The sequence below is a fragment of the Pseudooceanicola algae genome (genome assembly GCF_003590145.2).
In the GTDB taxonomy this organism is placed as follows: Bacteria; Pseudomonadota; Alphaproteobacteria; order Rhodobacterales; family Rhodobacteraceae; genus Pseudooceanicola; species Pseudooceanicola algae.
In genome coordinates this window covers 527,956-542,162 of sequence record NZ_CP060436.1, presented here as the reverse complement: position 1 = coordinate 542,162, position 14,207 = coordinate 527,956, and the positions used below count along the sequence as shown (strand labels likewise).

At 62.1% G+C, this 14,207-nt stretch carries 13 protein-coding genes; 1 reads left to right on the top strand and 12 read right to left on the bottom strand.

Going from position 1 to position 14,207, the window contains the following annotated elements:
* Window positions 1-77: 77 nt before the first annotated feature.
* Entirely contained in the window at window positions 78-497 is a 420-nt protein-coding gene (locus PSAL_RS02545) for a PilZ domain-containing protein (RefSeq protein WP_119839644.1), read from the top strand.
* On the opposite strand, the gene PSAL_RS02540 is transcribed toward PSAL_RS02545, so the two are convergent.
* The 12 genes from PSAL_RS02540 to nuoG form a co-directional block, all read right to left on the bottom strand.
* A complete protein-coding gene (locus PSAL_RS02540) occupies window positions 437-2,110 on the bottom strand; it encodes a ribonuclease J (RefSeq protein ID WP_119839645.1) in 1,674 nt (557 codons plus the stop codon). The genes PSAL_RS02545 and PSAL_RS02540 overlap by 61 nt on opposite strands.
* Complete coding sequence (locus tag PSAL_RS02535) at window positions 2,107-2,886, bottom strand: type III pantothenate kinase (protein ID WP_119839646.1); 780 nt, start codon at window positions 2,884-2,886, stop codon at window positions 2,107-2,109. The genes PSAL_RS02540 and PSAL_RS02535 overlap by 4 nt, the downstream gene beginning before the upstream one ends.
* 27 nt (window positions 2,887-2,913) lie before the next feature.
* A complete protein-coding gene (locus PSAL_RS02530; protein WP_119839647.1) occupies window positions 2,914-3,675 on the bottom strand; it encodes a biotin--[acetyl-CoA-carboxylase] ligase in 762 nt (253 codons plus the stop codon).
* A gap of 3 nt (window positions 3,676-3,678) precedes the next feature.
* Window positions 3,679-5,115: an NADH-quinone oxidoreductase subunit NuoN gene (gene nuoN, locus PSAL_RS02525; protein WP_119839648.1), complete on the bottom strand. Its 1,437-nt coding sequence runs from the start codon at window positions 5,113-5,115 to the stop codon at window positions 3,679-3,681.
* A gap of 15 nt (window positions 5,116-5,130) precedes the next feature.
* On the bottom strand, window positions 5,131-6,681 hold the full coding sequence (locus PSAL_RS02520; protein WP_119839649.1) for an NADH-quinone oxidoreductase subunit M: 1,551 nt from the start codon (window positions 6,679-6,681) through the stop codon (window positions 5,131-5,133).
* Entirely contained in the window at window positions 6,681-8,822 is a 2,142-nt protein-coding gene (nuoL, locus tag PSAL_RS02515) for an NADH-quinone oxidoreductase subunit L (protein ID WP_119839650.1), read from the bottom strand. The genes PSAL_RS02520 and nuoL overlap by 1 nt, the downstream gene beginning before the upstream one ends.
* A gap of 4 nt (window positions 8,823-8,826) precedes the next feature.
* Window positions 8,827-9,132, bottom strand: a complete 306-nt coding sequence (gene nuoK / locus PSAL_RS02510) for an NADH-quinone oxidoreductase subunit NuoK (RefSeq protein WP_119839651.1) — start codon at window positions 9,130-9,132, stop codon at window positions 8,827-8,829.
* 87 nt (window positions 9,133-9,219) lie between these two features.
* Window positions 9,220-9,828, bottom strand: a complete 609-nt coding sequence (locus tag PSAL_RS02505; protein WP_119839652.1) for an NADH-quinone oxidoreductase subunit J — start codon at window positions 9,826-9,828, stop codon at window positions 9,220-9,222.
* Window positions 9,825-10,232: a carboxymuconolactone decarboxylase family protein gene (locus PSAL_RS02500; protein ID WP_119839653.1), complete on the bottom strand. Its 408-nt coding sequence runs from the start codon at window positions 10,230-10,232 to the stop codon at window positions 9,825-9,827. The genes PSAL_RS02505 and PSAL_RS02500 overlap by 4 nt, the downstream gene beginning before the upstream one ends.
* 66 nt (window positions 10,233-10,298) lie before the next feature.
* Entirely contained in the window at window positions 10,299-10,793 is a 495-nt protein-coding gene (gene nuoI / locus PSAL_RS02495) for an NADH-quinone oxidoreductase subunit NuoI (protein ID WP_119839654.1), read from the bottom strand.
* A gap of 3 nt (window positions 10,794-10,796) precedes the next feature.
* Window positions 10,797-11,837 (bottom strand): NADH-quinone oxidoreductase subunit NuoH, encoded by a 1,041-nt coding sequence (gene nuoH, locus PSAL_RS02490; RefSeq protein WP_119839655.1) that lies wholly within the window; start codon window positions 11,835-11,837, stop codon window positions 10,797-10,799.
* Between the two features lie 351 nt (window positions 11,838-12,188).
* Window positions 12,189-14,204 carry an NADH-quinone oxidoreductase subunit NuoG gene (nuoG, locus tag PSAL_RS02485; RefSeq protein ID WP_119839656.1) on the bottom strand — a complete coding sequence of 672 codons (2,016 nt, stop codon included), beginning with the start codon at window positions 14,202-14,204 and terminating at the stop codon, window positions 12,189-12,191.
* Window positions 14,205-14,207: the final 3 nt, after the last annotated feature.

Genomic DNA, 14,207 nt, shown 5'->3' with positions numbered 1-14,207 from the left:
GCGTCGATTTCCACTTCTGTTCAAGAATTGGTAACGGGCTGCCGATAGCCTTCCCCAAAGCTTGTGGGGAGCCTGTCATGGCACAGATCTATTTTAGCGGACCACGGTCCGAACGTCGCAGATTTCCGCGGTATCCGGTGCACATGGATTGCCAGGTGCATTTTGGTGATCGCAGCCTGACGGCCGTTCTGGAAGATATCTCGCTTGGTGGCGCCGGAATCCGGCTGCCCAATATTGTCACCAGCTATGGCAAGATAGATGCGCCGCGCTTTCAGCTCAGCAACGTCGGATTTTTCAAGTCAGATATCCGATGGCGGTCGGACCGCCGGGCCGGTCTGCGCTTTGACATCCGCGCGCACCGCTCCACTGCCCTGAACGCGTTGATCGCTCGCCTCGAACAGGAAGTCACCCCCCTGCCCGAAGCGGATCTGATGGATCAGGCGCTGAGCCGGGAGATGACGACCGTGACCTCGGGTTTCTTCCCGACTTCTTCCTGAGAAGAATTGCGCACGATACGGCGCAGGGCCTCTTCCAGCTTGTCGTCATCGCGCAGGGTCTTTGCATTGGCTCTGCCAAGGAACTGACCCAGATCAGCTTCCAGTACATCGACGACCGGCGCGTTGGATTTGCCGGTCTCGGGCAGGCCCTTCAGGTCGCACCAAGGTTCACCAAGCGGTTCGTCCTGTTCGTCGAGCACCAGTGTCACGACCACATGGCCGTTCAGCGCCATGCGGATACGGTCCCGGACGATCCCGTCCATGGCGCCAATCTGCACTGACCCGTCCAGGTAGGTGCGCCCGGTCTCGATATATTCGGCCACCTTGGGCGCATTGCCCGAGAGGTCCAGCATCATGCCATTGACGGCAATGACAGCAGCCCGGCCATTGGCCTCGGCCAGGCGGGCATGTTCGCGCAGGTGACGGTGTTCACCATGCATCGGGATGACCATCTGGGGGCGCACGACCTCCTGCATCTTCAGCAGGTCGGGACGGTTGGCATGGCCGGACACGTGGTAGAGCCCGCCATTGTCGTCAACCACATCGACGCCCTGTTCGGAAAAGGCGTTCATGATCGCGATCACGCCCTTTTCGTTGCCCGGAATGGTCTTGGAAGAGAACAGGAAGGTATCCCCTTCCTTCATGGTAAAGCCGTTGTACTTGCCCCGCGCCAGTTGCGCCGAGGCCGCCCGACGTTCGCCCTGGCTGCCGGTCACGATCAGCATCAGGTTCTCACGCGGAATATCGCGGGCCTCTTCAGGGCTGACCACGGTGGGAAAGTCCTTGACCACGCCGGTCGCCAGTGAGGCGTCGAGCATCTTCTTCATCGCACGGCCCAGCAGGCAGATCGAACGCCCTGCCCGGTCGCCGGCTTCGGCCAGGGTCTTGACCCGGGCCACGTTGCTGGCAAAGGTCGTGGCGACGACCATACCCTTGAGGCTGCCGATCAGCTCTTCGATGGGCTTGCCCAGTTCGGATTCAGACCGCCCGGCCTTGGGTGAAAACACATTGGTACTGTCACAGATCAGCGCACGAACGCCATCCTTGGACACATCCGCCCAGAGCGCTTCATCAAAGGCTTCGCCCACCAGAGGGTTCAGGTCCAATTTGAAGTCGCCGGTATGGATCACCCGCCCCTCGGGCGTGTCAATCACCAGGCCCGAGCTTTCGGGAATGGAATGCGAGATCGGCAGGAAGCCGATGGTAAAGGGACCGGCCTTGATGGTTTCGGGCCAGGCGCTGACCGTGGTCACCACATCGTCGCTGAAACCGTATTCCGACAGCTTGCCGCGTGCGATATTGGCCGTGAAGGCACGGGTATAGATTTTCGGCGCGCCCAGCTTTTCATAAAGGTGGCCGACGGCGCCGACGTGGTCTTCATGGGCATGGGTGATCAGGACCGCTTCGATCCGGTCCTTGTTCTTCTGCAGCCATGTCGTGTCGGCAAAGATCAGGTCCACGCCGGGCGTGCTGTCCATGTCCGGAAAGGCCACGCCCAGGTCCACGACGATCAGCCGTTCTTTCCCCGGCGCGCCGTAACCATAGACATAGGCGTTCATACCGATTTCCCCGGCACCGCCGAGGGGGAGATAGATCAGCCGGTCATTGCTCATGGATTGCCTAACGCTTTGTTGTGGTCATGGATGACTCTCAGGCCGTGAATGGTCAGGAATTCATCGAAATGGTCGTAGAGCGTATCGCCTTGCGCGAACAAAGGCGCAAGCCCCCCGGTCGAGATAATCCGCATATCACGATCATATTCCCCCCGGATCCGGTCGCAAACCTCGCGCACGAGGCCGATATAGCCCCAGAAAACTCCGCTTTGCATGCAAGCGACGGTATTGGTGCCGATCACCTTCTGCGGGCGGGTCACATCGACATGGGGCAAGGCGGCGGCCATTTCGTGCAGTGCCTGCAGCGACAGGTTCACTCCGGGCGAAATTACGCCACCCACATAGGCCCCGTCCTGCGCCACCACGTCAAAGGTCGTCGCGGTGCCGAAATCGATCACGATCAGGTCCCCGCCATACCGGTCAAAGGCCCCGGCGGTATTGACCAGCCGATCCGGGCCGACCTGCGTGCCTTCATCGACACGCGGCACCTGCGGCAGCAGGCATTCGGGCTTGCCCACCACCAGCGGGCGGCAGTTGAAATAGCGATCCGACAGGACCCGCAGGTTGAAGACCACGCGCGGCACGGTGGACGAGATGATCACCGCGTCGATATCCATCGGGATCCGGTGATGGGCCAGCAGCGTGGACAGCCAGACGTAATATTGGTCGGCTGTCCGCTGGTGCTCTGTCGAGGTGCGGAGCGTGCAAAGAAAGCGCTCTCCGTTCCAGATCGAGAAGACGGTGTTGGTATTGCCGCAATCAATGGCCAGAAGCATGGTGACCTCCCTCAGCTGCCGGTCGGGTCAGAAAAAGACTTCGGCGGCGGCGATCTTGTGGCGGGTCTCTCCGGTTTGCAGAACCAGGTGCCCTTTTTCGTCGATCGTCTCGAAACGTCCCGAAAGCTCGGTATCGCCGAAACGGGTGGTGATCTGTTGCCCGATATGGCTGGCGCGATGCAGCCATGCCTGTCGGATCGGGCCGAATCCGAGGGTCCGCAAGCTGACTTCATAGGCCGCATAGGCATTGGCCAGCGCATTCAGCATCTCTTCGGGTGTGACGCGGGCGCCGGCTTCCTGAAGCAGCGATGCCGGACGCACGGCACGGGCTTCAACTTCTTCCGGGGCCGGGGCCTGCAACAGGTTTACACCGATGCCGATGGCGACCCCGGCGAGGCCGCGACGCTGCATGCCTTCCAGCAGGATACCCGCGACCTTGCCGCCGTTCAGCAGCACGTCGTTGGGCCATTTCAGCGACAGTCCATCGGGCCGTCCGGTCAGACAGACAATGGCCTCGTGCAGGGCAAGGGCGGCCACGAAAGACCGCAAGGCGATGGTTTCGGGATCTTCGGCCAGGGGAAGCAGCAGGGTCGCTGCAAAATTGCCCTCTGGCGCGACCCAGGGGCGACCCCGCCGGCCCCGCGCCCTGGTCTGTTTCAGCGCCAGCAGCCAGACCGGACGGCGCAGGGTGTCGAACCGCCGCGCCGCCTCGTCCAGGGTCGAATCCGTCTCGGCCAGGACCACACGGTCATAGCCGCCGGGCCAGTCTTCCGGGACCGACGTGAGCACCGGTTACTGTACCAGCGTCAGGGCGGCGGCCTGGGCCACGCCCTCGATGCCGAACAGGTTCACGATACCAAGCAGCATGGCGGCGGCCGACAGCATCAAGGCACCGGCCAGGATCGGCGCACGCGGCGCTTCAAGCGGTTCGGCATTGTCGCCGAAGTACATGTAGTAGACGATCCGCAGATAGTAATAGGCGCCGATCACCGATGCGATCACCCCCATCACGGCCAGCCAGGCCAAGCCACCGTCATAGGCCGCGCGCAGAACGTAAAGCTTGCCGAAGAAGCCCACCAGGGGCGGCACACCGGCAAGGCTGAACATCAGGATCAGAACCGCCAGAGCCCGCGCGGGACTGGTCGAGGAATAGGCCTTGAGCGCGGTGATATCCGTGATCGGCCGCCCATCCCGTTCCATCGTCATGATGAAGGCGAAGGCGCCGATGTTCATGATGACGTAGATCACCATGTAGATCAGCATCGCCTGCACGCCAAAGGCCGTGCCCGCCGCAAGACCCATCAGCGCATAGCCCATGTGGGCGATCGAGGAATAGGCCATCAGGCGCTTGATATTGGTCTGGCCGATGGCCGCGATCGATCCGAGGAACATCGAAAGCACCGAAATCAGCGCGATGATCTGCTGCCAGTCAGCGGTGATACCCCCGAAAGCCGCATGGACGACACGGGCAAACAGCCCCATGGCCGCGATCTTGGGTGCGGTGGCGAAGAAGGCGGTGACCGGGGTCGGCGCGCCTTCGTAGACATCCGGGGTCCACATGTGGAACGGCACGGCCGAAACCTTGAACGCCATGCCCGAGATCATGAAGACGAGGCCGAACAGCAGGCCAAGAGGCGCCTGACCTTCGCCCGCCGCGGCGATGATGCCGGTGAACAGCGTCGTGCCGGAGAACCCGTAGACCAGCGAGGCACCATACAGCACCAGGCCCGAGGACAGCGACCCGAGGACGAAGTACTTCAGCCCCGCCTCGGTCGATTTCACACTGTCGCGGCGCGACGCGGCCACGACGTAAAGTGCCAGCGACTGCAGTTCCAGCCCCATGTAGAGGATGATGAGGTCGCCGGCCGAGACCATGATCATCATGCCGATGACCGCCAGCACCACCAGAACGGGATACTCGAAGGTCAGAAGGTTCCGGCGGCTCATGTAGTCCTGGCTGATGACCAGCACCGCAGCGCCGGACAGCAGGATGGCGACCTGGGCAAAGCGCGCGAACCCATCGGCGTTGTACATTCCGTAGAAGGCGGTCGGTGCCACGTCCCGAGATGCGATCCACAGCGCGCCGACGGTAAAGATCGCCGCCGTCACCCAGACCAGCATCGGGGCCAGCTTGTCCTTGCCCGTGTAGACCGCGCCGACCAGCGCCAGCATGGCGTAGCAGGCCAGAATGATCTCCGGCAGGATTACGTTCAGATCAGCCTGAAGCATCAGGTAGCCTCCAGATCAGTGCGACGCGGCCATGGCCGTGTCGCCTAGGCGATCGGCCGCGGCAAGCGCGGTTTCATGGTGGTCGATCAGCACCCCGACAGAGGGGCCGATGATATCGGTAACGAGCGAAGGATAGACCCCAAGCAGCAGTGTCATGGCGACGAGCGGCGCGAAGATCCATTTCTCTCGCGCACTCATGTCCTTGATCGCCTTCAGGCTTTCCTTGATCAGGTCGCCCATGACGACCCGACGATAGAGATAGAGCGCATAGGCCGCCGAGAAGATCACGCCCGAGGTCGCGACCAGCGCCACCCAGGTATTGGCCTGGAAGATACCGACCAGTGTCAGGAATTCACCGATGAAGCCAGAGGTGCCCGGCAGGCCGACGTTGGACATGGTGAAGAACAGGAAGATCAGCGCATAGGCCGGCATCCGGTTCACCAGCCCGCCATAGGCATCGATGTCGCGGGTGTGCATGCGGTCATAGATGACCCCGACGCAAAGGAACAAGGCGCCCGAGATGAAGCCGTGCGATAGCATCTGGAAGATGGCGCCGTCGATCCCCTGCTGGTTCGCCGCAAAGATCCCCATGGTCACATAGCCCATGTGGGCAACCGACGAATAGGCAATGAGCTTCTTCATGTCTTCCTGCACCAGCGCCACGAGGCTGGTGTAGACGATGGCAATCGCGCTCATCCAAAGGATCAGGGGAGTCATCACGTCGGCCCCGACAGGGAACATCGGCAGGCTGAACCGCAGGAAGCCGTAGCCCCCCATCTTCAGAAGGATCGCCGCCAGCACGACCGACCCGGCGGTCGGTGCCTGGACGTGTGCATCCGGCAGCCAGGTATGGACCGGCCACATCGGCATCTTTACCGCGAAGCTGGCAAAGAAGGCGATGAACAGCAGGGTCTGCATCCCGCCAACCACGTGAATGCCCAGCACCGTCATCGGAGAGGAGCTGAAATCGAAGGTCATCAGGGTCGGAATGTCCGAGGTCCCTGCCTCGGTATACATTACCACCATGGCAACCAGCATCAGCACCGAGCCAAGGAAGGTATAGAGGAAGAACTTGAAGCTGGCGTAGATCCGGTTCGCCCCGCCCCAGATCCCGATGATCAGGAACATCGGGATCAGGCCCGCCTCGAAGAAGACGTAGAACAGCACCATGTCCAGCGCCATGAAGACGCCGAGCATCAGCGTTTCCAGCAGCAGGAAGGCGATCATGTATTCCTTGACCCGCTTGGTCACGCCCCAGGAGGCCCAGATCGTCAGGGGCATCATGAAGGTGGTCAGCAGAACGAACAGGACGGAGATCCCGTCGACGCCCATCTTGTACTGAAGCCCCAGAAGCCAGTCGCGTTCCTCGACCATCTGGAAACCGGTGTTGGACGGGTCGAACCCGACCAGGATGAACAGCGAGACCAGGAAGGTCAGCGTGGTGGCGATCAGCGCCACCCATTTGGCATTGCGTTGCGCTGCAACGTCCTCGCCCCGCAGGAAGACCGCCAGGATCAGCGCCGCGATTGCGGGCATGAAGGTGACGATGGAGAGAAGATTGCTCATTAGTGGGCCCCTCCGGTGAGCGTCATCCAGGTGACGAAGACCGCGATGCCGATGACCATCGCGAAGGCATAGGTGAAGATGTAGCCGTTCTGCATCCGGCCCGCGAGCCGGGTGAAGAACGGAATGATGCCAAGCGCGACGCCGTTGATGCTGCCATCGACGATCTTGCCGTCACCCTGCTTCCAGAACAGCCTGCCGAGCCAGAAGACCGGCCGGACGATGATGAAGTCGTAGATCTCGTCGAAGTACCACTTGTTCAGCAGGAAGAGGTACAGCGGGCGGTTGGTTTCGGCAAAGCGGGCCGGCAGCCAGGTCGCCTTGATGTAGAACAGCCAGGCAACGATCAGACCGCTGAGCATCGCGAAGAACGGGCTCAACTTGACCCAGGTGGGGGCCTCGTGGGCGCGGTCCAGCACATGGTTGTCCGGTCCCACGAAGATCGCACCCTGCGGCGCCAGACCGGCAGCGGCCATATGGCCGGCTTCACCGTCATGGGCCTCACCGTCCTGGACTTCCGTCGCGACGACAACGCCATGATCGGCCACTGCATGGTCATCGGCGGCGTGGTCTTCAGCGGCCGCACCATGGCCCCCTTCCGAGGCTTCCGCGTGATGCGGCATGCCGAAGAAGCTGGTCATCTTTTCATGGTCACCGAAGAAGCTGTTGTACCAGATCATCCCCGAGAAGACTGCGCCGAGGCTGAGGATCCCCAGCGGGATCAGCATGACCGTCGGGCTTTCGTGGGCATGCTCGTGGGTGTGTTTGTCACCGCGCGGCGCGCCGAAGAAGGTCAGGAAGATCAGGCGCCAGGAATAGAAGCTGGTGAAGGCCGCAGCGATCACGAGCATCCAGAACGCATAGCCTGCACCGACCCCGCCCCAGGCGCTTTCGATGATCGCGTCCTTGGAAAGGTAACCGGCGAAACCGATATGGGTGAAGGGAATGCCGACCCCGGTGATCGCCAGCGTGCCGAGGATCATCGCCCAGAAGGTATAGGGCAGTTTCTTGCGCAGCCCGCCGTAGTTCCGCATGTCCTGTTCGTGGTGCATCCCGTGGATGACAGAGCCGGCGCAAAGGAACAGCAGCGCCTTGAAGAAGGCGTGGGTCAGCAGGTGGAACATGGCCGGGGCATAGGCGCCGACACCGGCGGCCACGAACATGTAGCCAAGCTGCGAACAGGTCGAATAGGCGATGACGCGCTTGATGTCGGTCTGCACCAGCCCGACGGTCGCGGCGAAGAACGCCGTGGTCGCACCGAGGAAGGTGACGAAAGCCGTGGCTTGGGGCGCATATTCCATCAGAGGGGACATGCGGCAGACCAGGAAGACGCCCGCCGTGACCATGGTCGCGGCGTGGATCAGCGCCGACACGGGCGTCGGGCCTTCCATCGCGTCCGGCAGCCAGGTGTGCAGGAACAGTTGCGCCGATTTCCCCATCGCACCGACGAACAGCAGGAAGGCGATCAGTTCGGCCGCGTTCCAGTCACGCCACAGGAAATGCAGGCTGGTTTCGGCCAGCACAGGCGCCTGGGCAAAGATCACGTCGAAGCTGACGCTGTCGGTCAGGAAGAACAGCGCGAAGATCCCAAGGGCAAAGCCGAAATCGCCGACCCGGTTGACGACGAAGGCCTTCATGGCCGCTGCGCCCGCCGAGGGTTTCTTGTAGTAGAAGCCGATCAGCAGGTAGGATGCCAGACCGACACCTTCCCAGCCGAAGAACATCTGCACCAGGTTGTCCGAAGTCACCAGCATCAGCATCGCGAAGGTGAACAGCGACAGGTAGGCGAAGAACCGGGGGCGGTATTCCTCGTTGTCCTTGAAGTTGGCGTCATGCGCCATGTAGCCGAAGCTGTAGAGGTGCACGAGCGCCGAGACAGTGGTCACGACAATCAGCATGGTCGAGGTCAGCCTGTCCAGCCGGATACCCCAGTCCACCGAGAGCGCGCCGCTTTCGATCCAGCGCATCAGCGGGATGTATTCGACCTGTTCGGGCGTGTTGAAGAAGGTGATCCAGCTTAGCAGACAGGCCAGGAACAGCAGTCCCGTGGTGATGTACTGCGCGCCCTTCACCGTGATGATCCGCCAGCCGAAGCCCGCGATCACGGCGCCGATCAGTGGCGCGAAGAGAATGATCGATACCATGGGCTCAGCCTTTCATCACGTTGACGTCTTCCACGGCGATCGTGCCGCGGTTGCGGAAGAAGCAGACCAGGATGGCAAGGCCGATCGCGGCCTCGGCCGCAGCCACCGTCAGCACGAAGAGCGTGAAGACCTGACCCGCGAGATCCCCGAGAAAGCTCGAGAAGGCCACCAGGTTTATATTCACCGACAGCAGGATCAGCTCGATGCTCATCAGCAGGATGATGATGTTCTTCCGGTTCAGGAAAATCCCGAAGATGCCTATGACGAAAAGCGTCGCCGCCACGGTCAGGTAATGTTCGATTCCGATCATGTCCCTCGGTCCCTCAATTCTTGTCGGCGGCCCGGTCCAGGGCGGCTGGCGCCCTGGCGGCCTTGTGGTCTTGCCGGTGGCAAAGCATCAAAGCCCCTGCCCCGGTTTCACGTCCTTCATTTCCATCGCCTTGGCCGGGTCGCGCCACATCTGTTGCAGCACGTTCTGGCGCTTGATGTTCTGGCGATGGCGCAGCGTCAGGGTGATGGCCCCGATCATCGCGACCAGCAGCACCAGACCGGCAAGCTGGAAGGCAAGGAAGTAGCGGTCATAGATCAGCAGGCCGAGCGCGGCGGTATTGGTCACCCCATCCGGCGCGACGGCGGTTCGGGCAGCCAGCGCCGTATCGGCCTGGGTCCAGTCGCCGAAGGCGATCCCGAATTGCATCAGCAGCACCAGACCGATCAGCAGTGCCAGCGGCATGTACTTTGCCATTTCCGCCTTCAGTTCGGCGAAATCGACATCCAGCATCATCACCACGAAGAGGAACAACACCGCGACCGCGCCGACGTAGACGATGATCAGCAGCATCGCGACGAACTCCGCGCCAAGCAGCACGAAAAGCCCCGCCGCCGACAGGAAGGTCATGATCAGCCACAGCACCGAATGCACCGGGTTGCGGGAAATGACGGTGAAAAGCCCCCCGACAATCGCGCAGAGCGCGAAAAGGTAGAAGGAGAAGGCGGCGACAGTCATGTCTCATCATCCTCTTGTTCGTCCATGACTTCCTTGGCAAGCGCGGCGGCTCGGGTCATGGCGGGTATGCCTGCGAACATCGACATCTGTGCGATGGCCTCGGCGATTTCCTGTTTCTTCGCGCCCGCTTCCAGAAGGTGGCGCACGGTGATGCGCAACTGGCTGTCCGCCTGTGCGCCCTGCATCGTCAGCCCGGCCAGAACCAGCATCAGCCGGGTCTTGGCATCCAGACCCTCGCGGTTGAAGCTTTTGCCGAAAGCGAATTCCATCCATTCCTTCGGCATCGTCGGCCAGAGCGCCTCGAACCCCTTGGGATTGAAGTGCTCCAGCGCCGGGTTCATCGACTTGGCCATGTCCTGAGCCTGCTGGATGAAGAATTCGAACGGGTTCATATTGTCAGTCATGACGGTCTGCTCCCTTCCGGATCAGGTCATCGCGGCAGGCCGCTTGGATATGACGGCTGTCTCGCGTCATCTGTAAGGCGCATCCAGCTCCAGGTTGCGGGCGATCTCGGCTTCCCAGCGGGCGCCGTTGTCCAGCAGCTTGTCCTTGTCATAGAACAGCTCTTCGCGGGTTTCGGTCGCGAATTCGAAATTCGGCCCCTCGACGATGGCATCGACCGGGCAGGCCTCCTGACAAAAGCCGCAGTAGATGCATTTCGTCATGTCGATGTCGTACCGCGTGGTGCGGCGGCTGCCGTCCTCGCGCGGTTCGGCGTCGATGGTGATGGCCTGCGCCGGGCAGATCGCTTCGCAAAGCTTGCAGGCAATGCAGCGTTCTTCGCCGTTGGGATAACGACGCAGCGCGTGTTCGCCGCGGAACCGGGGCGACAGAGGCCCCTTTTCATGCGGATAGTTCAGCGTCGCCTTGGGCTTGAAGAAGTACTTCATGCCCATTTTCAGCCCCTTGAACATGTCCATGAGCAGAAAGTACTTGGCGGCGCGGGTATAATCGACATTCGCCATGGGTCAGCCTCCAATCATCCAGCGGGCATAGGCGCCGCCGAAAAGTTCGAATTTCGCAAGGAAAGCCACCAGCACGACCCAGATCAGCGACATGGGCAGGAAGACCTTCCAACCGATGCGCATCAACTGGTCGTAGCGGTAGCGCGGCACGACGGCCTTCACCATTGCGAAGATGAAGAAGACGAACAGCGCCTTGCCGAAGAACCACAGGAAGCCGTCGGGCAGACCCGGGATCGGGGACAGCCAGCCGCCGAAGAACAGCGTGGTCATCAGCGCGCACATCATGACGATGGCCACGTATTCGCCGATCATGAACAGCAGGAACGGGGTCGAGCTGTATTCCACCTGGTAGCCGGCGACGAGTTCGGATTCCGCTTCGGGAAGGTCGAAGGGCGGCCGGTTGGTTTCGGCCAGGGCCGAGATCAGGAACAGGAAGACCATCGGGAAGTGGGGCAGCCAATACCAGGAGAACAGGCCATACCCGCCATCCTGGGCCCGGACGATATCGCTGAAGTTCATCGAGCCGGTGGAGATGATGACACCGATGATGATCAGGCCGATCGAGACCTCGTAGGAAATCATCTGCGCCGCAGAGCGCAGCGAGCCGAGGAAGGGATACTTGGAGTTCGACGCCCAGCCCCCCATGATCACGCCGTAAACCTCAAGCGAGGAAATGGCGAAGACATAAAGGATCGCGACGTTGATATCCGCCAGCACCCAGCCTTCGTTGAACGGCATGACCGCCCAGGTGATCATCGCCAGGACAAAGCTGAGCAATGGGGCGAGGAAGAAGACGAACTTGTCCGCGCCCGCAGGCACCACCACTTCCTTGGTGATGTATTTCAGGAAGTCGGCAAAGCTTTGCAGCAGGCCGAAGGCCCCCACCACGTTGGGTCCGCGCCGCAACTGCACCGCGGCCCAGACCTTGCGGTCGCCGTAAAGCAGGAAGGCAAGGCAGACCAGCAGCGGCACCACGATCAGAAGGATCTGGCCGATGATCAGCAGCAGCACGCCTAGCGGGTTAGAGGTGAAAAATTCAGCCATATGTCCTCACACCGTCGGTATTCCGTTCCGCGCATTGCGCGACGACGACTTCTGCGTCGTTGATCCGTTTGCCTGTAGGCCGTGCGTTCGAGACGGTATAAACCGCATCTTCCACCCGGTGACCAGAGCGTTCGGAGACATTTGTACGCAGATGTCTTGCAATTCCGTAGCCCCGGTTCCGCACAATTCGCAGGGTCGCGGAAACATCGCGACCCGAGGCATATTTATCGCCTGTTGCCGGACCGCAGACCGGTCCCGCAACGGGTATTTCCCGTGCCTTTTTCGCGGTGAGGCGGGCGATATTCCCCCCCTGCACTGCGGTCAAGGCGCCTATGATCCCGGCGGATCGGGTCATTCTGCCGCCATCGGCGCGGCGTTGCGTGCGGCCGCGAGGCGGGACAATTCGGCCATGACCTCGGACGCGCGCGCGATCGGGTTCGACAGATAGAAATCCCGGATCGGCAGAGCAAAGGCCCCGTGACCAAGATCGCCGAACTCCGGCATCTCGAAGGTATTGGCCGGAACCTGATCGATCAGCGCCAGGTGCGGCACTTCGGCGATCAGCGCCTTGCGCAGTTGCGCGAGGCTGTCGAAGGCCAGCGGCTGGCCCACCTCGGCAGACAGAGCGCGCAGGATGGCCCAGTTTTCCTTGGCCTGACCGGGCGCAAAACCGGCCCGCATGGCAAGCTGGGGGCGCCCTTCGGTGTTCACGAACAGCCCGTTTTCCTCGGTATAGGCGGCACCGGGCAGGATGATGTCGGCGCGATGCGCCCCGCGATCCCCGTGGCTGCCCTGATAGATCACCAGCGGGCCGGCGGGGATGTCGATTTCGTCCGCCCCAAGGTTGAAGATCACCTCGGCGCCAAGCGCGGCGTCGATCCCGCCTTCGCTGACAGCACCGATATCCAGCGCCCCCACGCGCGAGGCGGCGGTGTGCAGCACCAGCAACTTGCTGCCGGATTTCTGCACCGCGTCCATGACCGCGCCCAGAACCGCCGCGCCGTCGTCGCCGGTCAGGGCGCCCATGCCGACGATCACGACCGACGGGACTTCCCTGACCTTGTCGAAGGACTTGTTCGCCAGATCGACCAGGGCTTCGCGGCCCTCGCCCATATGCGCGTATTCATAGGTCAGATCGACCGCCGGGCCGATCAGCCCAACCTCGGCCCCGCGCAGCCAGGCCTTGCGGATACGGGCGTTCAGAACCGGAGCCTCGATGGCCGGGTTGGCACCGATGATCTGCACGAAGGCCGCCTCGTCGAGATCCTCGATCGACGCGGTTCCGGCATAGGCGGCGCGGTTGCCGGCGGGCAGCTTCGCCCCGTCGGTGCGCGCCTCGACCGAACCACCCAGACCTTCGATCAGGGTTTTCAGCGCATAGGCGGCCTCGACCGGGACCAGATCGCCGATCAGGCCGGACACCGTCTTGCCCTGCATCGCCGTGGCGGCGGCGGCCAGCGCTTCGGGCCAGGTGGCCGGGGTCAGCTTGCCGTTGACGCGGACAAAGGGCTTGTCCAGACGCTGGCGGCGCAGACCGTCCCAGATAAAGCGCGTCTTGTCGGAAATCCATTCCTCGTTCACGCCGTCATGGTTGCGCGGCAGAACCCGCATGACTTCGCGACCCTTGGTGTCGACCCGGATGCTGGAGCCGAGCGCATCCATCACATCGATGCTTTCGGTCTTGCTCAATTCCCAGGGCCGGGCGGTGAAGGCATAGGGCTTGGACACCAGCGCACCGACCGGACAAAGGTCGATGATATTGCCCTGCATGTTCGAATTCAGCGTCTCGTTCAGATACGAGGTGATCTCGGCGTCTTCGCCGCGCCCGGTCTGGCCCATCTGAGTGATGCCCGCGACCTCGGTCGTGAAGCGCACGCAGCGGGTGCAGGAAATGCAGCGGGTCATATGGGTTTCGACCAGCGGGCCGAGATCCAGATCCTCAGTCGCCCGCTTGGGTTCGCGGTAGCGCGAGAAATCGACGCCATAGGCCATGGCCTGGTCCTGAAGGTCGCATTCACCACCCTGATCGCAGATCGGGCAATCCAGCGGGTGATTGATCAGCAGGAATTCCATGACCCCTTCGCGGGCCTTCTTGACCATCGGGCTGGTGGTCTTGATCACCGGCGGTGCGCCTTCGGGACCTGGGCGCAGATCCTTGACCTGCATCGCGCAGGAGGCCGCCGGTTTCGGCGGGCCACCCACGACTTCGACCAGGCACATGCGGCAGTTGCCGGCGATGGAGAGCCGTTCGTGATAGCAGAAACGCGGCACTTCGACCCCAACCTGCTCGCATGCCTGCAGCAGGGTCAGGGCCGGATCCACCTCGATCTCCTGGTCGTCGATGATGATCTTGCGAAGGTCAGCCATGGG

Bases quoted from the DNA above. Each gene is read 5' to 3' on its own strand.
- PSAL_RS02545 (WP_119839644.1), top strand. From the start codon at position 78: ATGGCACAGATCTATTTTAGCGGACCACGGTCCGAACGTCGCAGATTT.
- PSAL_RS02540 (WP_119839645.1), bottom strand. From the start codon at position 2,110: ATGAGCAATGACCGGCTGATCTATCTCCCCCTCGGCGGTGCCGGGGAA.
- PSAL_RS02535 (WP_119839646.1), bottom strand. From the start codon at position 2,886: ATGCTTCTGGCCATTGATTGCGGCAATACCAACACCGTCTTCTCGATC.
- nuoN (WP_119839648.1), bottom strand. From the start codon at position 5,115: ATGCTTCAGGCTGATCTGAACGTAATCCTGCCGGAGATCATTCTGGCC.
- PSAL_RS02520 (WP_119839649.1), bottom strand. From the start codon at position 6,681: ATGAGCAATCTTCTCTCCATCGTCACCTTCATGCCCGCAATCGCGGCG.
- nuoL (WP_119839650.1), bottom strand. From the start codon at position 8,822: ATGGTATCGATCATTCTCTTCGCGCCACTGATCGGCGCCGTGATCGCG.
- nuoK (WP_119839651.1), bottom strand. From the start codon at position 9,132: ATGATCGGAATCGAACATTACCTGACCGTGGCGGCGACGCTTTTCGTC.
- PSAL_RS02505 (WP_119839652.1), bottom strand. From the start codon at position 9,828: ATGACTGTCGCCGCCTTCTCCTTCTACCTTTTCGCGCTCTGCGCGATT.
- PSAL_RS02500 (WP_119839653.1), bottom strand. From the start codon at position 10,232: ATGACTGACAATATGAACCCGTTCGAATTCTTCATCCAGCAGGCTCAG.
- nuoI (WP_119839654.1), bottom strand. From the start codon at position 10,793: ATGGCGAATGTCGATTATACCCGCGCCGCCAAGTACTTTCTGCTCATG.
- nuoH (WP_119839655.1), bottom strand. From the start codon at position 11,837: ATGGCTGAATTTTTCACCTCTAACCCGCTAGGCGTGCTGCTGCTGATC.
- nuoG (WP_119839656.1), bottom strand. From the start codon at position 14,204: ATGGCTGACCTTCGCAAGATCATCATCGACGACCAGGAGATCGAGGTG.